Source organism: Rahnella contaminans (assembly GCF_011065485.1).
Taxonomy (GTDB): domain Bacteria; phylum Pseudomonadota; class Gammaproteobacteria; order Enterobacterales; family Enterobacteriaceae; genus Rahnella; species Rahnella contaminans.
Window position 1 is genome coordinate 42,581 of sequence record NZ_JAADJS010000005.1, and the last position, 23,480, is coordinate 66,060.

Sequence of the window (23,480 nt, forward strand, 5' to 3'; positions counted from 1 at the left end):
AACCCTCAGCGAATGTCAGGCCGATGTCAGAAACTCAACACGCAATGCCCCAAAACGCCATGTCCACAACCCAGCCATATTCCGCTCAGCGTTTTTCCGTTGCGCCTATGCTCGACTGGACCGACCGACACTGTCGCCATTTCCACCGACTGATGACTGGCCAGACATTGCTGTACACCGAAATGGTCACTACCGGCGCGATTATTCATGGCAAAGGTGATTATCTGGGCTTTGGCAATGAAGAACATCCGGTGTCTTTGCAGCTGGGCGGCAGCAATCCGGCCGATCTGGCGCACTGCGCGAAGCTGGCAGAAGAACGCGGCTATGACGAGATCAACCTGAACGTCGGTTGTCCGTCGGATCGTGTGCAGAACGGTATGTTCGGTGCCTGCCTGATGGGTCAGGCGTCGCTGGTGGCGGACTGCATTAAAGCGATGCGCGATGTGGTGTCGATTCCGGTCACCGTCAAAACCCGCATCGGGATTGACGATCAGGACAGCTACGAATTCCTCTGCGATTTCATCCGTCAGGTGTCTGAAAACGGCGGTTGCGATACCTTTATCATTCATGCCCGTAAAGCCTGGCTTTCCGGCCTGAGCCCGAAAGAAAACCGTGAAATCCCGCCGCTGGATTACCCGCGTGTTTATCAGCTCAAGCGTGATTTCTCTCATCTGACGATGGCGATTAACGGCGGCATCAAAACGCTGGAAGAAGCCAAAACGCATCTGCAACATATGGACGGCGTGATGGTGGGCCGCGAAGCTTATCAGAATCCCGGCATGTTGCTGAATGTGGATCGCGAGCTTTTTGGTTCCGACGCGCCGCTGAAAACCGGGCCGGATATTATCCGCGCACTGTATCCGTATATCGAAGCGGAGCTCAGCAAAGGCACGTATCTCGGCCACATCACCCGCCATATTCTGGGTCTGTTCCAGGGCGTGCCGGGTGCGCGTCAGTTCCGCCGTCATCTCAGCGAAAACGCGCATAAAGCGGGCGCCGGCATCGACGTGGTTGAACAGGCATTGCAGATGGTTGCTCAGCAGCAGGCAATGGCAGCGGAGCAGGCATAAAAACAGCGTGATAAAATTCACTATCTGTTAGTCAAACTCACTATCTTTTCGCAGGCCATTTGTGCCTGCGGATTATTTTATCCTTAATATTCAATCAATTATTTATCCCCTCACTCTGGCACGCTTCTTGTAATAGCTTCATCGTGTTTTGACATTACGTCTTACTGCACACTGGCTTATTAAGGAGCACCCGATGCTGGAAATTCTCTTCGTGCTTGGTTTTTTCTTTATGCTGATGCTGACCGGCATTTCCCTGCTGGGCATGGTGGCGGCGCTGATCGTGGCATTTGGTCTGATGATGTTGAGCGGCTTCTTTGTGATTGTTATTAAAATGTTGCCGTGGCTGATTTTAGCGGTCGCTGCCGTCTGGATATACCGGACATTTATCCGGCCTGACGAACCAAAATATCGCCGTCGCCGCCTGCCATAAAAAATTCGGAAGATAAGTCGTTTTCATAACTTCATGAAATAGAAAAGGTTGATGGCGGCGTTTTGAGCACAAAAAAATGTAAACGTTACATCTATAACTTTTACTTATGTGCTAGCGATCACAAGCTGGATCAGAATGTGCGGTCGAAATGCATAAATCATATTTTTTAACATGGGTGACTGTTAGGATGGAATTCATACGTGGTCAGCAGGCCGCAAACTGAATTCATCAAGTCCGGTGAGGCACACAATAGTCACACAAGTGACACCGCCCTCCGGATTTACCCGGCAGTACCCTACAGCAGTACCCGTCTGAACACAGAGGTCGTCTGTATCAGGCAGTAAAAAAGGCTTCCATCCGGAAGCCTTTTTTGCGTCTGTTACTTGCCCGGGATCAGCAGGCTTGAGCCTTGCGTGATGCGGCTTTCCAGCGTTTCGTGGGCGCGTTTAGCTTCGGAGAGCGGGAATTTCTGCGCGTCGCTGACGTCCACTTTTATCGCGCCGCTGGCAATCAGCGAAAACAGCTCGCCGCTGGCCTGGGCCAGTTCTTCGCGATTGGTTACGTAGCCATTAAGCGAAGGGCGCGTGACGAACAGCGAACCTTTCTGATTCAGGATCGCCAGATCCACGCCTTTCACCGGCCCGGACGCATTCCCAAAGCTCACCAGCAAACCGCGGCGCTTCAGGCTGTTCAGGGATTTTTCGAAGGTGTCTTTGCCGACAGAATCATAAACCACGCCGACTTTCTCGCCGTTGGTCAGTTCGGCCACGCGGGTGGCGATATCTTCTTTCTGATAGTTAATCGTCGCCCAGGCACCGGCTTCTTTGGCGCGAGCGGCTTTTTCATCAGAACCGACAGTCCCGATCAGTTTTACGCCCAGCGCTTTTGCCCACTGGCTGGCAATCAGCCCGACACCGCCTGCGGCAGCGTGGAACAAAATGGTTTCGCCCGCCTGCACTTCATACGTCTGGCGCAGTAAATAGTAAACCGTCAGCCCTTTCAGGAATGACGCCGCCGCCTGTTCAAAGCTGATGGCATCCGGCAGCAGGGCGATTTTCTCCTGCGGTACGTTATGGATTTCGCTGTAAGCGCCGAGCGCTGACTGCGCATACACCACGCGGTCGCCCGGTTTAATGCCGGTCACGTCGCTGCCGATTTTGGTGACAACGCCTGCCGCTTCGGTACCCAAACCGGCCGGGAAACTGGCTGGTGGATACAAACCGCTGCGCACATAGGTATCGATGTAGTTAATACCAATGGCTTTGTTCTCAACCTGAACTTCACCGGCCTTAGGTTCTTGTGGCTGATAATCAACGTATTGCAGAACGTCAGGTGTACCTGTTTCAGAAAACTGGATGCGCTTTGCCATGTTTTTCCCTCGTGATGGAGTCTGATTTCAACCCTAGGCTAAATGGCCGGGACAATCCAGATTTTAGGCACAGCCGGTTAATACCCTTTTGAAATGAGACATGACAACCTATACTAACGCGCACGTTGCGCTTCTGATTTTCGGAAGTCCGACGCTCATAAAACAGGCGCTTACAGCAGGAACAAATCCACAGATGGCAGCAAAAAAACCGACCAATCAACAGAACGAAACCCGCGATCGTCAGATGGAAGGCCTGAAGCTTCCGCCGCATTCGCTGGAGGCTGAGCAATCCGTTCTGGGCGGGCTGATGCTGGACAACGAACGCTGGGATAACGTCGCGGAGCGCGTGGTCAGCAATGACTTCTTCAGCCGTCCGCATCGCCTGATTTTCACCGAAATGCAGCGTTTGCTGGAAATGAGCAAACCGATCGACCTGATTACGCTGTCCGAATCGCTCGAACAAAAAGGCGATTTAGACTCGGTCGGTGGTTTCGCTTATCTGGCAGAACTCTCTAAAAACACACCAAGTGCGGCAAACATCGGCGCTTATGCCGATATCGTGCGCGAACGTGCCGTTGTGCGTGAAATGATTTCAGTCGCCAACGAAATCGCCGACGCCGGTTATGATCCGCAAGGTCGCAGCAGCGAAGACCTGCTCGATTTAGCCGAGTCCCGCGTATTCCAGATTGCCGAAAGCCGCGCCAGTAAAGACGAAGGCCCGAAAAGCATCGACCGCATTCTGGAAAGTACCGTTTCGCGTATCGAAGAACTGTTCCAGCGCCCGCACGATGGCGTGACGGGCGTATCGACCGGTTATGCGGATCTCGATAAGAAAACCGCCGGTCTGCAAAAATCTGACCTGATTATTGTGGCGGCGCGTCCGTCGATGGGTAAAACCACGTTTGCGATGAACCTCGCCGAAAACGCCGCAATGATGCAGGATAAACCGGTCTTAATCTTCAGTCTGGAGATGCCCGGCGACCAGATCATGATGCGTATGCTGGCGTCACTTTCCCGCGTCGACCAGACCAAAATCCGTACCGGCCAACTCGACGATGAAGACTGGGCGCGTATTTCCAGCACCATGGGGATTTTGCTCGAAAAACGTAACATGTATATCGATGATTCCTCCGGTCTGACGCCAACTGAAGTCCGTTCCCGCGCACGCCGTATTTTCCGCGAACACGGCGGTCTGAGCCTGATCATGATCGACTACTTACAGCTGATGCGTGTTCCGGCGCTGTCCGATAACCGTACGCTGGAAATCGCCGAAATCTCCCGCTCGCTCAAAGCACTGGCGAAAGAATTGCAGGTGCCGGTGGTGGCGCTGTCGCAGCTGAACCGAAGTCTGGAGCAACGCGCCGACAAACGTCCGGTCAACTCCGACTTGCGTGAATCCGGCTCCATCGAGCAGGACGCCGACTTAATCATGTTCATCTATCGTGACGAGGTTTATCACGATAACAGTGAAGAAAAAGGCATTGCGCAGATCATCCTCGGTAAGCAACGTAACGGCCCGATCGGCACCGTTCGCCTGACGTTTAACGGGCAATGGTCGCGGTTTGATAACTATGGCGGCCCGCAATACGACGAAGACTAATTGTGCGGGGCTATCTTGCTTGCCATTTTGCCTTCGGGCAGTGCTCACTTGTTGTGGCAAAACCAGCTCATGTACTTGCGTGTACACTCTGGTTTTTCCGCGCTGGCCGAATGCAAACTTCGCCCCTTTAGCCTGTTAAAACCCCAAAAAAATTCACATTAAAGGACTCAAAATGAAAGCGGCTACGGCTGTCATTGATCGCCGCGCTCTGCGACACAATCTGCAACGGGTGCGTCATCTGGCGCCACAAAGTCGTCTCGTTGCGGTCGTGAAAGCAAACGCTTATGGGCACGGTCTACTGGAAACGGTGCACAGCTTGCAGGATGCCGATTATTACGGCGTGTCCCGGCTCAGCGAGGCGTTATCGCTGCGCAAATCCGGCATTGTTAAACCCATTCTCCTGCTCGAAGGTTTCTTCTCACCGGATGAATTGCCGCTGCTGGTGGAACATCAGCTCGATACCGCTGTTCACAGCATCGAACAGCTCGACGCTCTGGAAAACGCGCAACTGGCGCGCCCGCTGAATGTCTGGCTGAAACTCGATACCGGAATGCACCGTCTGGGCGTGAGCCCGGCGCAGGCAGAGACGTTTTATCAGCGCCTCAGCGCCTGCAAAAATGTTGTTCAGCCTGTCAATATGATGAGCCATTTCTGCCGTGCCGATGAGCCGGAAAGCGATGCCACGCCGAAGCAACTGGCCTGTTTTAATGCGTTTGCCGACGGCAAGCCGGGGCAAAAATCGATTGCCGCTTCCGGCGGGATCCTGCTCTGGCCGCAGTCGCATATGAGTCTGGTGCGTCCGGGGATTATCCTTTACGGCGTATCGCCGCTGGAAACCGGAGACGCCAGCGATTTTGGCCTGCAACCGGCGATGACGCTGACCTCCAGCCTGATTGCGGTGCGCGAGCATTTCGCCGGTGAACCGGTCGGTTACGGCAGCACCTGGACCAGCGATCGCGACACCCGTCTGGGCGTGGTGGCGATGGGGTATGGCGACGGTTATCCGCGCAGTGCGCCGAGCGGAACGCCGGTGCAGGTCAATGGCCGCATCGTGCCGCTGGTCGGACGCGTTTCGATGGACATGATCACGGTGGATTTAGGGCCGGACGCGACGGATAAAGTCGGCGATGAAGTCATCTTCTGGGGGCCAGTTCTGCCGGTTGAACGCGTTGCGCAGGCAACCGGCATCAGTGCGTATGAACTGGCCACGCAGCTCAGCGAAAGGGTTTGCCGCCAGTATATTGGCGACTGACATTTACTTCTTCACCGCCAGCCACTGGCTGACAATTTGCTGATATTCGCCAGTGGCTTTACTCAGGTGAAGCCACTGGTCGACATACATCTTCCAGCTAATATCATCACGCGGCAGCATGTAGGCTTTCTCGCCATATTGCAGCGGCTTTTTCGGGTTCACCGCACACAGTTTCGGATAGCGTTTCTGCTGATACAACGCTTCGGACGCATCGGTAATCATCACGTCTGCTTTCTTATCCACCAGCTTCTGGAAAATCGTCACGTTATCGCTCAGCGTCAGCGTGCCTTTTGGCAGATGGCTGTGAACAAACGCTTCATTGGTGCCACCCGCCGGTTCAATCAGGCGAACGGAAGATTTATTCAGCTGCTCAACGGTCTGGTATTTCCGCACATCTTCGCAACGCACCAGCGGAATTTTCCCGTCCTGATCCAGCACATTGGCGAACCATGCTTTTTGCTGGCGTTTCAGCGTGACTGAAATACCGCCCATCGCGATATCACAATGCCCGGCGTTCATTTCATCTGGCAGCGATTTCCAGGTGACCGGCACCCAGGTCGGTTTTACGCCCAGACTGGCCGCCAGTGATTCTGCCATGGCGATATCAATGCCTTCGTACTGGCCGTCTTCTTTCAAAAAGGTGTACGGTTTGTAATCGCCGGTGGTACAGACATTCAGCGAGCCTTTCTGTAATACACGTTCAAGACGGGATGACGTGGCGTCTGCGTGGGCGAGTGCGGGTATTACGGCAAGAAATGCGAGAGGGTAGAGGATTTTTTTCATTATTCTTTCCTTGAGTTTAAATCACGTGCAAGTATAAGAAAAAACAGCCGATAAGTAATTAACCGATATATACCCGTCATACTTCAAGCTGTTTATGCGTTGGCTGCACCTGCTCACCCCAGTCACTTACTTGAGTCAGCTCCTGGGGATTCACGGCCTTGCCGCCTTCAAACAACTTGAATTATTTTGGGTATAGTCTTTGCAAAGTTAAATCACTTTATACAAAAATTAAAACGACAGGAAAGGTGCTATGTACAGCGTTGATGATTACGACCTGAAAATTCTGACCTTATTACAAGCTAACGGAAGACTGACTAATCAGGAATTAAGCGAACTGGTAGGATTGTCCGCATCACAATGCTCACGTCGCCGCATTGGTCTGGAACAGGCGCAGTTAATCCTCGGTTATCATGCACGTCTGGCTCCGGAAGCGCTCGGTCTGGGTATGATAGGTTTGATTGAAGTCAGGCTTATCAACCACTTACCTGCGCAGGTTGACGCTTTCCACAGCATGCTCGGTGAAGTCGATGCCATAATCGACGCCTATAAAACCACCGGTGATGCGGATTATCTGCTGAAAGTTGCCGTCAAAGATTTGGCCGGTTTGAGCACATTGATCAGCCAAATCCTGTCTGTACACAAAAGTGTGGCGCACGTGAAAACCTCGGTTGTGCTTAACCGTTTAAAAGAAAACGGTCTTTTAACCTTAGCCTGATAAAAATAACGCCAGCGTAATAAATAAAACCCTCTGTTTATTACGCACTATTATGGTGACTTATTTTGGTGCGAATTCCCGTTTCTGGTGCATGAAAATGAATTAAAATGCGCAATCTGTGCATGTAAAGATTAATTAACGCGTCACAAAATCTTATTTTCGTTTTTTAATGCAAATTACGTGCGTAAATATTGCCTTAATTTCCCGTCTCCTTAATTATCACGAAAAGACTTTTGAGTATTATTTTTCGGGGAAAGGGGAATTATGGCAAGTTTAGACAATCTTAAGCCCGTCGCTGAACAACCGCACAGCGGGCACACGCTGGTTGAAGATGCGCTGGCGATTATCATCGGCACGCTGATGGTCTCGTTTGGCGTGGTGATGCTGCGTCAGGTCGGCGCGCTGACCGGCGGTACGGCGGGGATGGCGTTTCTGGCGCATTATATTTCGCACGTCTCATTCGGTACGGCTTTCTTTATTATCAACTTACCGTTCTATTATTTATCCATCCGCCGCATGGGCTGGCAGTTCACGCTGAAAACATTTGCGGCGGTGGCGCTGGTCTCGGTGTTCTCTGATTTGCACCCGCTGTTCGTTCACTTCGATCATCTCCAGCCTTTCTACGCCACGCTGTTTGCCAACGTCATCATGGGGATTGGCTTTATCGTCCTGTTCCGCCACAAAGCCAGCCTCGGTGGCGTGAATATTCTGGCGCTGTTTCTTCAGGATAAATACGGCATCCGCGCCGGTAAATTCCAGATGGGCGTCGACTGCTGCATCGTGCTGGCCTCGCTGTTTGTGGTCAGCTATGAAATGCTGATCGCCTCCATTCTGGGCGCGGTGATCGTCAATCTGATTATCGCCATGAACCACCGGCCGGGGCGTTACAGCGTCTGACGCAAAAAAAACGGCGCAGATTTCTGCACCGTTTTTGCTTTGTTTTTATGCCCGTCGTCGCCCTGTTATGCAGCGAAACCGCCGTCAATAGTCAGGCTGGAACCGGTGATATATCCCGCTTCCGGGCCAGCCAGATACGCGACGAAACCGGCGATTTCACTGTCTTTACCGTAACGATCCAGCGCCATAAAGCTCAGCATGCCTTCCGCCATTTCGCCGTCAGCCGGGTTCATATCAGTATCAACCGGGCCGGGTTGCAGATTATTGACGGTAATGCCGCGCGGGCCTAAATCACGCGCCAGGCCTTTTGTCAGGCCGACGATCGCTGATTTGCTCATGGCATACACCGCGCCGCCCTGGAACGGGACGCGATCTGCGTTGGTACTGCCGATGGTGATGATGCGACCACCATCAGGCATATGGCGCGCGGCCTGCTGGCTGGCAACGAAAACGCTGCGTACGTTAACCGCAATGGTGCGGTCGAAATCGTCAATGGTCAGCGCGTCCAGCTCCCCAAACGCCAGAATACCGGCGTTGTTGACCAGAATATCGATTTTACCGAAAGCCTGAGCGGCGTTGTCGATAGCTGAACGCACGCTGCTTTCATCGGTGCTGTCGGCTTTAATCGCAAGGGCTTTACCGCCGCTGGCTTCGATGGATTTCACCAGCGCCTGCGCTTTTTCGTCGGAAGAAACGTAGGTGAAGGCGACGCTGGCACCGTCATGGGCCAGACGCTTAACGATAGCGGCGCCGATGCCGCGTGATCCGCCCTGAACAAAAGCGGCTTTGCCTTGCAGTGATGGTTGAGTGGTCATTTTTGTGTGCTCCAAAACAGATGAGTTAATCGGGCTAGTGAACCGAGTATTCACCTGATCCGTGCGGTGAACTAGCCGGTAAACGCTATAATCATTTCAAACTAAAAGTTTGAAATCGGAGTCAACGGATGCTTGTTCACCTTGATTGTTTTGTGATCAGTGCAGATACCGGAAGTTTTTCTGCCGCCGCCCGACAGTTAGGGCTGACCTCCGCCGCCGTCGGGAAAAATGTCACCACGCTTGAAACTCAACTCGGCGTGCGTCTGTTTCAGCGTAGTACACGCAAGCTGAGACTGACGGAGGCCGGAGAGCGTTTTTTGCAGGAAGTTCGCGTCGGGCTGACCACGGTAAAAATGGCGATGAAAGGGCTTTCCACATCGACCGAACGTCCTTCCGGCGTCCTGAAAGTCAGCATGGGAACCTATTTTGGGATGCATTTTATTCTCCCGCTTCTGCCGGAATTTCTTCAGCGTTACCCGGATATTCAGCCGGACTGGGAGTTTGATAACCGCAAGATTGATCTGATTGGCGAACGCTATGACGCGGCGATTGGCGGCGGTTTCGATCTGCCGCAGGGTATTGTGGCCCGTGAACTTGCGCCGGTTCATGCCGTGCTGGCGGCGGCACCGGCCTATCTGAGCCAGCATCCGCCTTTTCTTGAGCCTGATGACCTGGCGCGCGGTGACGGAATCCGCATTCGCTCACCGCAAACCGGTAAGATCCGCAACTTTATGCTGCGCAATGCCGGTGGTCAGCAATCTGCCGTCGGGCTTCCCGTGTGCATGACGTTTAACGAGCCGGAGGCCTGCTGCCGGGCGGCAGAAATGGGGCTGGGAATTGTAATGGCAAATATACCGGATCTGCTTCCGGCGCTGGAAAGCGGCTCACTGGTGCGTGTACTTCCAGACTGGTATGCGGATGCGGGCGGGATTTTCCTTTACTTTCCGACACATAAATTGCTGCCTGCAAAGACCCGGGTATTTGTTGATTTTATTATTGAGAAATTTCGTGAGCACCATATTGCACGGCGCATTGATGCCCGCAGCAGCGGGCAAAAAACGCCCGAAAATTGACAACAATGTTGTCATCTTTTTTAACGAACTTTGATAGTCTGTGAAAGAGCAGCGATGCGCCGGTATGACTGGCGTGGATTGCCGCGCCACTCAACCAAACCAAGGAGATGTATACCGTGTTCCAACATGTTGATGCCTATGCCGGTGACCCGATTTTGTCGCTGATGGAAAGCTTTAAGACCGATCCAAGACAAGACAAAGTGAACCTGAGCATCGGTCTCTATTACGACGAGCAGGGTATTATCCCGCAACTGGCTGCGGTGGAAAATGCAGAAAACCAGCTGAACGCCGGGCCGCAATCTGCGTCAGTGTATCTGCCGATGGAAGGTCTGCCGGCATACCGCGCAGGCATTCAGGAACTGCTGTTTGGCGCGGAACATGCGGCGCTGAAACAACAGCGTATCGCCACCATTCAGACCGTCGGCGGCTCCGGCGCGCTGAAAGTCGGTGCGGATTTCCTGAAGTTCTACTTCCCGAATTCGGAAGTTTACGTAAGTGACCCGACCTGGGAAAACCACGTGGCTATCTTTGGTGGCGCAGGCTTCAAAGTGCATACGTATCCGTACTTTGACGCAGAAACACTGGGTGTGAATTTCACCGCGATGGTCGAACGCCTGAAAACCTTACCGGCGCAAAGCATCGTGCTGCTGCACCCGTGCTGCCATAACCCGACGGGTTCTGACCTGACGCCCGCGCAGTGGGATCAGGTGATTGAAGTCACCAAACAGCGCGAGCTGATCCCGTTCCTCGACATCGCTTATCAGGGCTTTGGCGCAGGTATTGATGAAGATGCTTACGCGATCCGCGCGATGGCGTCTGCCGGTGTGAACTGCTTCGTCAGCAACTCCTTCTCGAAGATTTTCTCCCTGTACGGTGAACGCGTCGGCGGATTGTCCGTGGTGTGTGAAGACAGCGAAGCCGCTGGCCGCGTACTGGGTCAGCTGAAAGCGACCGTGCGCCGCAACTACTCCAGCCCGCCGAATTTTGGTGCGAAAGTGGTGGCGAAAGTCCTGAGCGACAGCGCGCTGAACGCGCAGTGGAAAGCCGAAGTAGAGAAAATGCGCACCCGTATTCTCGAAATGCGCCACACGCTGGTCGACAGCCTGAAAGTCGCCTTGCCGGGTCGTGATTTCAATTACCTTCTGCAACAGCGCGGCATGTTCAGCTACACCGGTTTCAGCGAAGAACAGGTTGTCCGTCTGCGTGAAGAATTCGGCGTTTACCTGATCCTCAGCGGTCGCGTGTGCATGGCAGGCCTGAATCACCATAACGTGAAACAGGTGGCTGAAGCCTTCGCCGCCGTGCAGTAAATCCCCGTCATAATTCGGGCTGCTGCGGCGTGGGTTGCGCTCACTCACCCCGGTCACAGGGTACGTCCCTGTTTCCGGGGCTTCCTGAGCTTACCGCCTTGCTTCAGCCCGAATTATTTAGGGGAGTAAGCGTTGTTTAGGGCTGACAGCGATGTCGGCCCTTTTTTGTATTTGCGATCTCATCCCTTTCTTTTTCGCCATGTTGCTGCACACTAAATAGACGATTTCGGTAATGGAATTGTTCACCTCAGAGACGGAGAAAGGCAAAAATGACCAGTCTGGAATTGCTCGACTACTGCATGGGAAAACCCGGAGCAGAGCAAAGTACGCAGAACCCATACGGTGCGAATCAGATAAAAGTGGGCGGTGTGATGTTCGCGATGTTCTGCGATTGTCAGGGATTTGAAGCCGTTTCGCTGAAAACCAGCCTCGAAATGGCCGGAAAATTGCGGGCGGAACACACCTGCATTCTGCCCGGCGAGAACCTCAATAAAGCGCACTGGAATACGGTCGTGCTTGACGGTAGTTTGCCGAACTCTCAGCTTTATTCCCTGATCGACAGTTCCTACAAAATGGTCGTTTCCGCTTTGCCGGAGAACACCCGTCAGGAATTTGGCGTCTGATCGCCGGGCCACTGGCCGGTGCCCAGCGTCGCAGGTGAATAATCAGGCGCTTCTCCGCGCCACGGCAACGCTGCGCGAAAACGCCATACGCGGGTGATATCCAGGCTCCAGTAACGTTCCGCACCTGACGGACCGGGGATTTCTTCCGGCTGCCAGTGAATTCTGGTGTGCCCCTGTAAATGCAGAATATCGCCGCTGGCGAAATCGATAAACAGCAGCGCGGCGCGGGGCTCGGCCAGCAGATTTCCCAGCGTATTCATATACTGATTGCCCCGGTAGTCAGGCACCCACAGCCGGTTTCCCACCAGATGCGCAAACCCCGGCTGACCACCGCGATGCGACACATCGGTTCCACCATGCGCGTGGCTGGCGATGAAAAAAGTATCGGCACGCGCAATCAGCGCGCGGGCGTCTTCGTCCGGTTCCGTCATATCTTCCCGCGCGGGCAGTGGTTTGTGTACCGGGACGTCCGTCAGTTTGCGGATCTGAATATACTTCGGACAGTTGCCAAAACTCTGATCGATGAGGATCTCGATCCGGTTTTTGTCCATGCGGCCGATCCTGCCGTTTGCCCGGTTTCGTCTGCGGTTGGAGAAATCGATCCCCAGCGCGCCGACCTGTTTCCCTGGTTCCAGCGCGGCCTGCGCCGGATCGTCGGGGCGACGTGGCGCATTCACCCGCAGATGTTTGTCATCCGGGGCGCGGATAAAACCGGCGGGACCGGTCAGGATCGTCGCCACCGGCCAGCCATTTTGATCCAGCGTGGCGACAAACAGATAAGGCAGTGCGGCAAAAAACAACCGGTGCTGTTCCGGCATCGCCTCGCGTATTCCATGCGAGGAAACATCAAACCCCGCCAGATCCTGCGCAAGGATTTCATCGGCATGGAATACGCTGTTCATGGCGCTTTACAACGCTCTTTCGGGCAACGGCGACGCAGGAAGCCGCGTGAAGCCCGGCAGATTTTCAATCCGTTTCAGCCAGCGGCGGATCGCCGGATAATCTTCCAGTGAAACACCGCCTTCCGGTGCCGCGGCGATATAGCTGTAGCAGGCCAGATCGCCAATTGTGACGCGGTCGGTCGCCAGAAACTCATGCGCTTCAACATGCTTTTCCAGCTGCGGCAGGAATTTCGCCGTCAGCGCCAGCGCGTAATCATAAGGTTCCGGTGCAGAAAATTGTTTCACCATCCGCGTTGAAGCCGGGCCAAAACGCACTTCACCGGCCGCGCGGGACAACCATTTCTGCACTTCCGCCGCTTTCAGCGGATTTTCCGGCAGCCAGTGACTGTCAGGCGCATAGCGTTTCACCAGATACACCAGAATGGCGTTGCTGTCGGTGATGATGTGTTCGCCATCGACTAAAACAGGCACCTGTTGCAAAGGATTCAGGTGAGCAAATTCTTCGGTTTTGCGTTCGGCGGCACCGGCTTCTTTAAACTCAAAAGGCAGATTGAGCATCTTAAGCAATAAGGTGACGCGGTGGCAGTGGCCGGAAAGCGGCGTGCCGAAAAGCTGGATGGCGGGCATGGAATGTCTCCTTTGTCTGTGTCGTATAAACATTACTCTTGCGCGAAATGATTGTGATCCACGAAGATTGAAATTGAGTGTTTCACTTTGTGGAAGAATCTATGGACCGTTTGGATGAAATGGCGATTTTTGTCGCCGTACTTCAGTATGGCAGCCTGGCGGAAGCTGCCCGTAAACTTCACCGTTCGCCACCGGCGATCACGCGCGCGATTGCCTCGCTGGAACACCGATTCGGTGCGCGGCTGGTCGAGCGCACCACCCGGAGCCTGGCGCCGACAGAAGCGGGCGCACGTCTGGCCGAAAAAGCACGGTTGTTGCTCAGCCACTATCAGGACGCCGTGGAAGACACTGCTGAAACCCAGCTGAGCGGCCTGTTGCGGCTGACTGCGCCGGTTCAGTTCGGGCGTAAACACGTTGCGCCGCTGGTGATGGAATTTCTCGAACAGAACCCGGACATGCAGATTGAGATGATGCTCAGCGACCGGAATCTGGATCTCATCGATGAAGGGTTGGATCTGGCGGTACGCATCGGGCATCAGGAAGATTCGGGCAAAGTGGCGCGTAAAGTGGCGGAAGTTACCCGCGTGCTGGTCGCCAGCCCGGCGTATCTGGCGCAACACGCTCTGCCGCAGCATCCGTCAGATCTTGCGACGCATCAGACCATCATGGGCACGCTGCGCACGCAAATCCGTGAATGGCGGTTCGGGCCGCACGAAGACGATCTGCGCGTCCGGCTTTCGCCGCGTTTGCTGCTCAATGATGTCGAATCTCAGCTGCTGGCGGTGCGCAGCGGACGCGGAATTGCGCGGTTGTTGTCGTATCAGGTGAGCGAAGATTTGCAGGCCGGAAGCATGGTCCGGCTGCTGACGGATTTCGAACCGCTGCCACTGCCGGTTCAGCTGGTCGCGCAACAGGTACAGCAAATGCCACGCAAAGTCCGGACATTCTGGGATTTCGCCTTCCAGCGCCTGAGCGTGCTGCCGCAACTGCATCCTTTAAAGGGTGACGCGGGTCACGATCCTTTGTTGTAAAAATAACCTACTCTGAGAGTTGTGCAAAAACAGTGAGTTACTTCAGGACAGGTCGTCCGTCTGCTCACGCCAACCCAGAAGGAAAGGATGATGACCCGCAACAGGCTGAATCTTGCCACGCTTTTGATACTGGCGCTTAGCGCGCCGTTCCCCCTGACCGTTTTCGCGCAAAGCCTGCCTCAGGACGCCGACGCGTCTGTTCCGGCGAGGAACTACATCACGGCGGTGAATCCGGATCTCACGATTACCTACCGGCTTTATGCGCCTGGTGCGGAGCATGTGGACGTGGTGACCGGTGCAACGCCGGTGACTTACATTCCGCATCAGATGACCAAAGACGAAAAAGGCGTCTGGAGCTGGACGTCGGACGCGCAGAAACCCAATCTCTACGAATATTTCTTTAACGTTGACGGCCTGCGGATTGCCGATCCGGGCAGCGCCATACCGAAACCGCAGCGTCAGGTGAACACCAGCCTGATACTGGTGCCGGGCAGCATTCTGGATGTGAAAAACGTGGCGCATGGCGAAGTGCGCACATTGACCTATCATTCTGCGGCGCTAAATTCTGAGCGTCAGGTCGCGGTCTGGACGCCGCCGGGGTATACCGATGCGTCACAGCCGCTGCCGGTGCTGTATTTCTATCACGGTTTTGGCGATACCGGCCGCTCGGCGCTGGATCAGGGGCGCATTCCGCAAATCATGGATAACCTGCTGGCAGAGAAAAAAATCGTACCGATGCTGGTTGTCATTCCTGATACGGAAACCGACGCCAAAGGCGTCGTGCCGGAAGATTACGTCACCAAAGATCGCCGCAAAGAATTCTATCCGCGCAACGCTGCGGCGGCAGATAAAGAACTCACCGGGGATATTATTCCGCTGATTTCAAAAAACTTCCGCGTGCGCGATGACGCGGCAGGGCGGGCGTTAGCCGGACTTTCGCAGGGCGGTTATCAGACGCTGGTCAGCGGCATGACACATCTTGATCAGTTCGGCTGGCTGGCAACATTCAGCGGGGTCAGCACGACGACCGTACCCAATGCAGATGTCGAAAAGCGTTTCGCCGAACCCGATAAAATCAACGCGCAGCTGAAAAACTTCACGTTAGTGGTAGGTGAAAAAGACGTGGTGACGGGCAAAGATATTGCGGGACTGAAATCTGAGCTTGAGCAACGCAAGATTAAGTTCGATTACCACGAATATCCGAATCTCGGTCATGAAATGGACGTCTGGCGCCCGGCGTACGCGGAGTTTGTGCAGAAGATATTTAAATAAGTTATAGCTGGAATGTGAATTGGTTTTAGCTCCTCCCCCTGGCAGGGGAGGAAGCCAAAAACATTAAGCCGTTTTCTTCGCCTGCTGGCTGTGACGTTCCAGCAACGGTTTCAGGAAACGTGCGGTATGCGATTCTTTGCATTCCGCGACGGTTTCCGGTGTACCGGCAACCAGAATCTGACCGCCGCCTGCGCCGCCTTCCGGCCCGAGATCGACAATCCAGTCCGCGGTTTTAATCACGTCCAGATTGTGTTCAATCACCACGATGGTGTTGCCCTGATCGCGCAGCTGGTGCAGCACTTCCAGCAGTTGCTGAATATCAGCAAAGTGCAAGCCGGTGGTCGGTTCGTCGAGAATATACAACGTCTGACCAGTACCGCGTTTGGACAGCTCACGCGCCAGTTTAACGCGCTGTGCTTCACCGCCGGACAGCGTGGTCGCTGACTGGCCGAGGCTGATATACGTCAGGCCGACATCGATTAACGTCTGCAATTTACGCGCAAGGGCAGGGACAGCGTCGAAGAAATCACGGGCTTCTTCAATCGTCATTTCCAGCACTTCGTGAATGCTCTTGCCTTTGTATTTAATTTCCAGCGTTTCGCGGTTATAACGTTTGCCTTTGCACTGATCGCACGGCACATAAATATCCGGCAGGAAGTGCATTTCGACTTTGATTACGCCATCGCCCTGACAGGCTTCACAGCGCCCGCCTTTGACGTTGAAACTGAAACGCCCCGGCGTATAGCCGCGTGAACGTGATTCCGGCACACCGGCAAACAGTTCGCGAACCGGCGTGAAAATGCCGGTGTACGTCGCCGGGTTAGAGCGTGGCGTACGGCCAATCGGGCTCTGGTCGATGTCGATCACTTTATCGAAATGCCCCAGACCTTCGATTTCGCGATACGGTGCCGCTTCGGCAATCGTCGCGCCGTTCAGTTCGCGCTGTGCCAGCGGGAACAGCGTGTCGTTGATGAGCGTCGATTTACCCGAGCCGGACACGCCGGTGATGCAGGTAAACAGGCCTACCGGCAGCGTCAGAGTCACGTCTTTCAGATTGTTGCCTTTCGCGCCGGAAAGCTTCAGCACTTTGGTGGCATCCGCAGGCACACGTTGCGACGGTACTGAGATTTCACGTTTACCGCTCAGGAACTGGCCGGTCAGCGACTCTTCGTTTGCCATGATGTCTTCTGCGGTGCCTTCAGCCACCACTTCGCCGCCATGCACGCCAGCGCCCGGGCCGATATCGATAATATGGTCGGCGGCGCGAATGGCGTCTTCGTCGTGTTCTACCACGATGACCGTATTGCCAAGATCACGCAGGTGGATCAGGGTTTCCAGCAGACGTTCGTTGTCACGCTGATGCAGGCCGATGGACGGTTCGTCCAGCACGTACATCACGCCCACCAGACCGGCACCAATCTGGCTCGCCAGACGGATACGCTGGGCTTCACCACCGGACAGCGTTTCCGCAGAACGGGACAGCGAGAGGTAGTTCAGGCCAACGTTCACCAGGAATTTCAGGCGATCGCCGATTTCTTTCAGCACTTTCTCAGCGATTTTTGCGCGCTGGCCGCTGAGTTTCATATTGCGGAAGAAATCCATCGCATGGCCGATGCTGAAATCAGAGATTTCCGGCAGCGTGGTTTCTTCGACAAACACGTTACGCGCTTCTTCGCGCAGACGCGTGCCTTTGCAGGACGTACAAGGGCGGTTGCTGATGTATTTCGACAACTCTTCGCGCACGGCGCTGGATTCCGTTTCTTTATAACGGCGTTCCATGTTGTGCAGCACACCTTCGAACGGATGGCGACGGATTGATGTGTCACCGCGATCGTTAATGTATTTGAATTCAATCGTGGTTTTGCCGGAACCGTGCAGGATTGCATGGCGCACGTCGCTGCTCAGTTCGTTAAACGGCGCTTCCACATCGAAATCGTAATGCTCGCCCAGTGAGCGCAGCATCTGGAAATAATAGAAGTTACGCCGATCCCAGCCGCGGATTGCGCCACCGGCCAGGGAAAGTTCAGGGTTTTGCACCACGCGTTCCGGATCGAAGAACTGCTGCACGCCCAAACCATCACAGGTCGGGCAGGCACCGGCCGGGTTGTTGAACGAGAACATCCGTGGTTCAAGTTCGCGCATGCTGTAGCCACACACCGGACAGGCGAAGTTGGCAGAGAACAGCATTTCGTCGGCTTTCGGGTCATCCATATCGGCGACCACCGCCGTACCGCCGGACAATTCCAGCGCGGTTTCGAAGGATTCTGCGAGGCGCTGCGCCAGATCATCACGCACTTTAAAGCGGTCAACGACCACTTCGATGGTGTGTTTTTTCTGCAATTCCAGCTTCGGCGGATCCGACAAATCACACACTTCGCCGTCGATACGCGCACGGATATAGCCTTGTGATGCCAGATTTTCCAGCGTTTTGGTGTGCTCGCCTTTACGGTCTTTCACGATTGTCGCGAGCAGCATCAGGCGCTGGCCTTCCGGCTGTGCGAGCACGTTATCTACCATCTGGCTGACGGTCTGCGCGGACAGCGGAATATTGTGGTCCGGGCAGCGCGGCTCGCCCACACGGGCAAACAGCAGACGCAAATAGTCGTGGATTTCGGTGATCGTCCCGACGGTGGAACGCGGGTTATGCGATGTAGATTTTTGCTCAATCGAAATCGCCGGAGACAGACCTTCAATATGGTCGACGTCCGGTTTTTCCATTAAGGATAAAAATTGGCGTGCATAGGCAGACAGCGACTCGACGTAGCGGCGCTGGCCTTCGGCGTACAGCGTATCGAACGCCAGAGAGGACTTGCCTGAACCGGATAAGCCGGTGACAACAATCAGTTTGTCGCGCGGGATAATCAGGTTGATATTCTTGAGATTATGGGTGCGTGCGCCCCGAACTTCGATCTTATCCATTCATCATTCCCGGATTAACTTGATAGCTCACCGTGCCGGTGACCGTCGGAAAGTGTGGCATCGCGCCGGTCAGCGAATCAGGCACAGAGAAGAACGTAACGCGCAATTATGACACAAATCACAGCCCATGCCACCCCAAAACCTGAATGTATATCCAGTACTCGATGTAACAGTGGAGTGTTTACTGAACATTCTGGAAAGAATGCCACAACGTTTTACATCCGTGGTACGGAGTAATCGTTTTGTGGTTATAATGTCGCGAAGTGAGTCCCCTCACATCTAACACTGTGGTTTCAACCACGACATACATCATCAGGAGAATCCACATGGCCAGCAGAGGCGTAAACAAAGTTATTCTCGTCGGTAATCTCGGACAAGATCCAGAAATCCGCTACATGCCAAACGGCGGCGCCGTTGCTAACATGACGCTGGCAACCTCCGAAAGCTGGCGTGACAAAGCCACCGGCGAGCAGAAAGAGAAAACAGAATGGCACCGCGTTGTGCTGTTCGGCAAATTAGCCGAAGTTGCCGGTGAATACCTGAAAAAGGGTTCACAGGTTTATATCGAAGGTGCACTGCAAACCCGTAAATGGACCGATCAGGCTGGCGTAGAAAAATACACCACCGAAGTCGTTGTTAACGTGGGCGGCACCATGCAGATGCTCGGCGGCCGTACCGGCGGCGGCGCACCAGCAGGTGGCGGTCAGGCATCAGCAGGTGGCGGCCAGCAAGGCGGTTGGGGTCAGCCTCAGCAGCCACAAGGCGGCAACCAGTTCAGCGGCGGCCAGCAGGCTCGTCCGGCTGCGCAAAACAACGCGCCAGCACAGAACAACGAACCCCCAATGGATTTCGACGACGATATCCCGTTCTGATTTTGTGCCTTCGGGCGTCAAAATCTGAAACTAAAAAGCCCCTCGCGGGGCTTTTTGCTTTTCTGCGCCAGACATTCTCTGACTCTTACACTTTCTCTACCGCGCCAAACACCAGTCTTCCCTGATGGAATGTCGCTTTCACGTCGGACACCCGCGCGACTGCTTCGGCTGAACAGCTGGCGTCGACCAGAATCATCTCAGCGTTGTCGTTGAGTGTGGGCCACTGGCGTTTGCCACTGTCGTCGAGCGGCAGGACGTTGCCGGTGGCGATAGCGAGGGAGCGCGTCAGGCCAAATTCGTCGGAATTGCCGTATAGCTGGGCGTACAGGCTGGCTTTTTCCAGCATGCTGCCGGTGCCGAACGGGGACCAGTGGTCGATCACGCTGTCGGTGCCGGTCATGACGAATACGCCTTTCTGGCTCAGCTGCGGCAGCGGCATGTTCAGTTTGCCGAGCGGAATGGTGGAGGCCACGGTGAACTGCTGTTCGGACAGCCCGTTGATGACTTCATCCAGCTCCGCGCCCTGCATCATTGCCAGCGCAAAACCGTGGCTGAGTGTCACTTTACCTTTCAGTTGCGGGTTTTTCTCCACGGTCTGAATCATGTATTTCACTGCGGCGATCCCGGCAGGCGTCGTTTCATGCAGATGAATATCCACGCCTTTATTCGTGTCGAGCGCGATCTGGAACATCGCGTCCAGCGACTTTTCCATTGCGCCGTCAACGTTGGTTGGATCCAGCCCGCCGACGTACTGCACGCCCATTTGCATCGCTTCACGCATCAGGCCGTCCACTTTCGAATGCAGCAAACCGTGTTGAGGAAACGCCACAATCTCACAGCTGAAATCCTGCTGATGTTTTTCCAGCGCGATTTTCAGGTGCTCGAGACTTTTTAGGCCGCTGACCGGGTCGATATTGCAGTGGCTGCGCGCCACGGTGGTGCCTTTGGAATGCAGCAACCCGATGATCGCTTCGGCGTGTTCGACCGACGTCGGCAGCAGTTTCGGGATCAGCACCTGCTCGCGGGCAATCATATCCATGATGGTTTTGCCTTTACGCGGGCGCGGCGCTTCCCATTTGCCGCCGTAAAAGGTTTTGTCGAGGTGGATGTGCATGTCGCGCGTGGCGGGCAGAAGCAACAGCCCTTTAGCGTCAAAGGCCGGTAACGTGCTGGCCGGGGCGTCTTTTGCAGGCTGGATCGCCACAATTTTGCCGTTATTGATATCGAGATTGTACAGGCCGGTTTGCGTACCAGTCACCATGTCGCCTTCGCGCTCGAAACCTTCTTCCAACCGGACATTCCGCAGCTGGTAGTGCGTGGCCGAAATCGTTGTCGCCTGACGGGGATCGTCACAGGTTTCAATGTTCTGACCGGCGCGGACGGTAGAAGCCGAGGTCATGCCGGAGGCCAGCAGGGCACCGGTGGCCGTGACTTTTGCACTGTTTGAGAGAAAGTTTCTGCGGCTTTGTTGCTGAGGGTTTTGCACGTCGAATTCCTTATTCATGATACTCAGAGGATGCTGCTTTTCTCTTCACCCTAAAAGATCTCTCCGGTTCCGGCTGCGATTTTTCCCACTGCCTGTCAGTGGGAAACGCAATGCTCAGCTGAGCTGGCAAAACTCGCGCAATTTTCCCGCCAGCGCGATTTGCGCCGCCGTGGCGTCCGGGCGGTAAAACAACGCCAGCTCGACGTTATCCACGGTGGGTAAGCCGCTATCTGCGCCGAGAATACGGTGTTCCGGCGTGACACAGCTGGCGGGCAGAAGCGTGATGCCCAGTCCGGCGGCGCTTGCGGCGACCAGCGCGGCGAGGCTGGCACTGCTGTAACTGATCCGCCAGCTGCGCCCGATGGCGTCCAGCGCCTGGCACAATTCTTCACGATACAAACCGTTGAGCGGGAACAGCACCAGCGGCACCGGGTCGCGCTCAAAAGCCGGAAACCCGGCGCTGTCGAGCCACAGCATCGGCTCGGGGCGCGACGCATTGGCTTTCTCTCCGGTCAGCTGTTTCACCAGAATAATATCCAGCATGTCCTGCTGCCACGCGCGGCGCAGTTCGTGGCTCAGGCCGCTGGTCACATCCAGCCGGATATGCGGATGTTCACGGCAAAACTGCGCCAGCAAAGACGTGGTGGCGGCGGCAAAATCTTCCGGCACGCCGAGACGCACAATGCCGTCCGGCCACTGATCGCTCAGCGCGTCGTGCGCCTCGCCGTTGAGCGCGATAATTCGCCGCGCATAGCCGAGCAGCCGCTCGCCTTCTTCGGTGAGCTGAACCTGATGCGACGTGCGCTCCAGCAAGGGTTTCCCCAGCGCTTCTTCGAGACGCCTGACCTGCTGGCTGACCGTCGATTGCGAAAGATAAACGCGGTCGGCGGCGCGGGTAAAACTGCCGGTTTCGCAGACGGCCACAAAACTGAGCAACTGTTGCGGGCTGAACATGGGATAGCGATTCATTTCATCACTACTTCTGGTTGTGGTATTTGAAATCCGAATAGCCAGAAGAGTATCAACCTTCGCGCTCACGCACCAGACTGGCTTGTTGCGCTCCGTTTGCGCTAAAAGAGTGCCTTGTTTTAGCGCATTCCAGCCTGGCGTCGGCGGGTATTTATTTGCCTTAAGATTGTATACAAGGCTTATTGCGCAAATCCGCTTTCTGGTACAGAAATTGCTTTTTCCTTGTGAGACCTCAAGGAGAAAAATATGAAAGCGATCGTGATTGGTGGCGGTATTGGCGGGGCATGTGCGGCGATTGCGCTCAAGCGTTTTGGCATCGAAACGGCGGTATACGAGGCGGTGAAAGAGATCAAACCGGTGGGCGCGGCGATTTCTATCTGGCCGAACGGCGTGAAATGTCTGAATTATCTCGGGATGAAAGAACCGTTGCGCAAGCTGGGTGGGCAGATGCGGTTTATGGCCTACAAAGATTATCAGCAGGGCCAGACGATGACGCGCTTCTCGATGGATCCGCTGATTCAGAGCGTCGGTGAGCAGCCGTATCCGGTGGCGCGCGCGGAACTTCAGTCGATGCTGCTCGACACCTATGGCCGCGACGAGGTGCAGTTTGGCAAACGCGTTACGCACGTAGAGGAATCCGCAGACAGCGTCACCGCCTGGTTTGACGATGGGTCATCAGCAACAGGCGATGTGCTGATTGCCGCCGATGGCACGCATTCTGTGATCCGTCAGCATGTTCTGGGCTACGCCACCGAGCGCCGTTATGCCGGTTACGTTAACTGGAACGGGCTGGTGGAAATCGATGAAAGTATCGCGCCTGCCGATCAGTGGACGACATTCGTCGGTGAAGGTAAGCGTGTTTCGCTGATGCCGGTAAGCGACAACCGTTTCTACTTTTTCTTTGACGTTCCGCTGCCCAAAGGCCTGCAGGAAGATCGCGCCACGGTGCGCGACGATTTACAGCGCTACTTTGCCGGCTGGGCAGAACCGGTGCAGAAACTGATTAGCCTGATTAATCCTGACACCACCAACCGGATTGAAATCCACGATATCGAACCGTTTATGCAACTGGTGAAAGGGCGGATTGCGCTGCTGGGTGACTCCGGCCACAGCACGACGCCGGATATCGGGCAGGGCGGCTGCGCGGCAATGGAAGACGCCGTGGTGCTGGCCAATGTGTTGCAAACCAATTCGTTAGGGATTGAAGATGCGCTGCTGCGTTATCAGGAAAAACGCGCGTATCGCGTGAAGGATCTGGTACTGAAAGCGCGTAAACGCTGCGATGTTACGCACGGAAAAGAAATGGCCGTGACCGAACAATGGTACGAAGATTTAAAAACCGAAACTGGCGAACGCATTCTTTCCGGCATGTGCGAAACCATTCTGGGTGGCCCGCTGGAATAGCGCAGTGACAGCCAGGAAATAACTTTTTACAATTCCTTAAAGTTTCCTGTGGTTTTGCCGA

The 23,480-nt window shown here is 54.9% G+C and carries 21 protein-coding genes; 13 read left to right on the forward strand and 8 right to left on the reverse strand.

Annotation, left to right across the window (positions count from 1 at the left end; genetic code table 11):
* Window positions 1–23 precede the first annotated feature (23 nt).
* The gene (gene dusA, locus GW579_RS19405) at window positions 24–1,070 is read left to right on the forward strand and encodes a tRNA dihydrouridine(20/20a) synthase DusA (RefSeq protein WP_371819834.1); all 1,047 of its coding nucleotides are present in this window, start codon (window positions 24–26) and stop codon (window positions 1,068–1,070) included.
* Window positions 1,071–1,263: 193 nt separating this feature from the next.
* On the forward strand, window positions 1,264–1,500 hold the full coding sequence (gene pspG, locus GW579_RS19410; RefSeq protein WP_165061234.1) for an envelope stress response protein PspG: 237 nt from the start codon (window positions 1,264–1,266) through the stop codon (window positions 1,498–1,500).
* A gap of 379 nt (window positions 1,501–1,879) precedes the next feature.
* Here pspG and GW579_RS19415 read toward each other — a convergent pair whose 3' ends face one another.
* Complete coding sequence (locus tag GW579_RS19415; protein ID WP_152327426.1) at window positions 1,880–2,869, reverse strand: quinone oxidoreductase; 990 nt, start codon at window positions 2,867–2,869, stop codon at window positions 1,880–1,882.
* Window positions 2,870–3,062: 193 nt separating this feature from the next.
* Here GW579_RS19415 and dnaB point away from each other — a divergent pair, with 193 nt between their 5' ends.
* Complete coding sequence (gene dnaB, locus GW579_RS19420; protein WP_101074864.1) at window positions 3,063–4,469, forward strand: replicative DNA helicase; 1,407 nt, start codon at window positions 3,063–3,065, stop codon at window positions 4,467–4,469.
* A 172-nt stretch (window positions 4,470–4,641) separates the two neighbouring features.
* On the forward strand, window positions 4,642–5,721 hold the full coding sequence (alr, locus tag GW579_RS19425) for an alanine racemase (RefSeq protein WP_165061236.1): 1,080 nt from the start codon (window positions 4,642–4,644) through the stop codon (window positions 5,719–5,721).
* Between the two features lie 3 nt (window positions 5,722–5,724).
* On the opposite strand, the gene GW579_RS19430 is transcribed toward alr, so the two are convergent.
* On the reverse strand, window positions 5,725–6,504 hold the full coding sequence (locus tag GW579_RS19430; RefSeq protein WP_165061239.1) for a transporter substrate-binding domain-containing protein: 780 nt from the start codon (window positions 6,502–6,504) through the stop codon (window positions 5,725–5,727).
* Window positions 6,505–6,754: 250 nt separating this feature from the next.
* On the opposite strand from GW579_RS19430, the gene GW579_RS19435 reads away from it, so the two are divergent.
* A complete protein-coding gene (locus GW579_RS19435; protein ID WP_165061242.1) occupies window positions 6,755–7,219 on the forward strand; it encodes an Lrp/AsnC family transcriptional regulator in 465 nt (154 codons plus the stop codon).
* A 264-nt stretch (window positions 7,220–7,483) separates the two neighbouring features.
* Complete coding sequence (locus tag GW579_RS19440) at window positions 7,484–8,116, forward strand: YitT family protein (RefSeq protein ID WP_165061245.1); 633 nt, start codon at window positions 7,484–7,486, stop codon at window positions 8,114–8,116.
* A 65-nt stretch (window positions 8,117–8,181) separates the two neighbouring features.
* On the opposite strand, the gene GW579_RS19445 is transcribed toward GW579_RS19440, so the two are convergent.
* Window positions 8,182–8,931 carry a 3-oxoacyl-ACP reductase family protein gene (locus GW579_RS19445; protein ID WP_165061247.1) on the reverse strand — a complete coding sequence of 250 codons (750 nt, stop codon included), beginning with the start codon at window positions 8,929–8,931 and terminating at the stop codon, window positions 8,182–8,184.
* Between the two features lie 128 nt (window positions 8,932–9,059).
* On the opposite strand from GW579_RS19445, the gene GW579_RS19450 reads away from it, so the two are divergent.
* The 3 genes from GW579_RS19450 to GW579_RS19460 all read left to right on the forward strand — a co-directional run bounded on the left by GW579_RS19450 (window position 9,060) and on the right by GW579_RS19460 (window position 11,937).
* The gene (locus GW579_RS19450) at window positions 9,060–10,004 is read left to right on the forward strand and encodes a LysR family transcriptional regulator (RefSeq protein ID WP_165061249.1); all 945 of its coding nucleotides are present in this window, start codon (window positions 9,060–9,062) and stop codon (window positions 10,002–10,004) included.
* Between the two features lie 116 nt (window positions 10,005–10,120).
* Window positions 10,121–11,314, forward strand: a complete 1,194-nt coding sequence (locus tag GW579_RS19455; RefSeq protein WP_152327418.1) for an amino acid aminotransferase — start codon at window positions 10,121–10,123, stop codon at window positions 11,312–11,314.
* 269 nt (window positions 11,315–11,583) lie between these two features.
* Window positions 11,584–11,937 (forward strand): MmcQ/YjbR family DNA-binding protein, encoded by a 354-nt coding sequence (locus GW579_RS19460; protein WP_152327417.1) that lies wholly within the window; start codon window positions 11,584–11,586, stop codon window positions 11,935–11,937.
* Here the strand turns inward: GW579_RS19460 and GW579_RS19465 are convergent.
* Both GW579_RS19465 and GW579_RS19470 read right to left on the reverse strand, forming a co-directional pair.
* Entirely contained in the window at window positions 11,919–12,839 is a 921-nt protein-coding gene (locus tag GW579_RS19465) for a pyridoxamine 5'-phosphate oxidase family protein (RefSeq protein ID WP_152327416.1), read from the reverse strand. The genes GW579_RS19460 and GW579_RS19465 overlap by 19 nt on opposite strands.
* Window positions 12,840–12,845: 6 nt before the next feature.
* A complete protein-coding gene (locus tag GW579_RS19470) occupies window positions 12,846–13,466 on the reverse strand; it encodes a glutathione S-transferase family protein (protein WP_165061252.1) in 621 nt (206 codons plus the stop codon).
* A 101-nt stretch (window positions 13,467–13,567) separates the two neighbouring features.
* Between GW579_RS19470 and GW579_RS19475 the strand changes: the two genes are divergently transcribed.
* Both GW579_RS19475 and GW579_RS19480 read left to right on the forward strand, forming a co-directional pair.
* Window positions 13,568–14,497, forward strand: coding sequence for a LysR family transcriptional regulator (locus GW579_RS19475; protein WP_165061255.1), 930 nt, complete (start codon window positions 13,568–13,570; stop codon window positions 14,495–14,497).
* A gap of 90 nt (window positions 14,498–14,587) precedes the next feature.
* Window positions 14,588–15,769 (forward strand): alpha/beta hydrolase-fold protein, encoded by a 1,182-nt coding sequence (locus GW579_RS19480; protein WP_165061605.1) that lies wholly within the window; start codon window positions 14,588–14,590, stop codon window positions 15,767–15,769.
* Between the two features lie 63 nt (window positions 15,770–15,832).
* On the opposite strand, the gene uvrA is transcribed toward GW579_RS19480, so the two are convergent.
* On the reverse strand, window positions 15,833–18,688 hold the full coding sequence (uvrA, locus tag GW579_RS19485) for an excinuclease ABC subunit UvrA (RefSeq protein ID WP_165061258.1): 2,856 nt from the start codon (window positions 18,686–18,688) through the stop codon (window positions 15,833–15,835).
* 326 nt (window positions 18,689–19,014) lie between these two features.
* Between uvrA and GW579_RS19490 the strand changes: the two genes are divergently transcribed.
* Window positions 19,015–19,560 carry a single-stranded DNA-binding protein gene (locus tag GW579_RS19490; protein ID WP_152327412.1) on the forward strand — a complete coding sequence of 182 codons (546 nt, stop codon included), beginning with the start codon at window positions 19,015–19,017 and terminating at the stop codon, window positions 19,558–19,560.
* 85 nt (window positions 19,561–19,645) lie between these two features.
* On the opposite strand, the gene GW579_RS19495 is transcribed toward GW579_RS19490, so the two are convergent.
* Together GW579_RS19495 and GW579_RS19500 are read right to left on the reverse strand one after the other, a co-directional pair.
* Complete coding sequence (locus tag GW579_RS19495) at window positions 19,646–21,064, reverse strand: amidohydrolase family protein (RefSeq protein ID WP_165061261.1); 1,419 nt, start codon at window positions 21,062–21,064, stop codon at window positions 19,646–19,648.
* Between the two features lie 96 nt (window positions 21,065–21,160).
* A complete protein-coding gene (locus GW579_RS19500; protein WP_165061264.1) occupies window positions 21,161–22,015 on the reverse strand; it encodes a LysR family transcriptional regulator in 855 nt (284 codons plus the stop codon).
* A gap of 246 nt (window positions 22,016–22,261) precedes the next feature.
* Between GW579_RS19500 and hpxO the strand changes: the two genes are divergently transcribed.
* The gene (hpxO, locus tag GW579_RS19505) at window positions 22,262–23,419 is read left to right on the forward strand and encodes an FAD-dependent urate hydroxylase HpxO (RefSeq protein ID WP_152327409.1); all 1,158 of its coding nucleotides are present in this window, start codon (window positions 22,262–22,264) and stop codon (window positions 23,417–23,419) included.
* The last annotated feature ends 61 nt before the right edge of the window (window positions 23,420–23,480 follow it).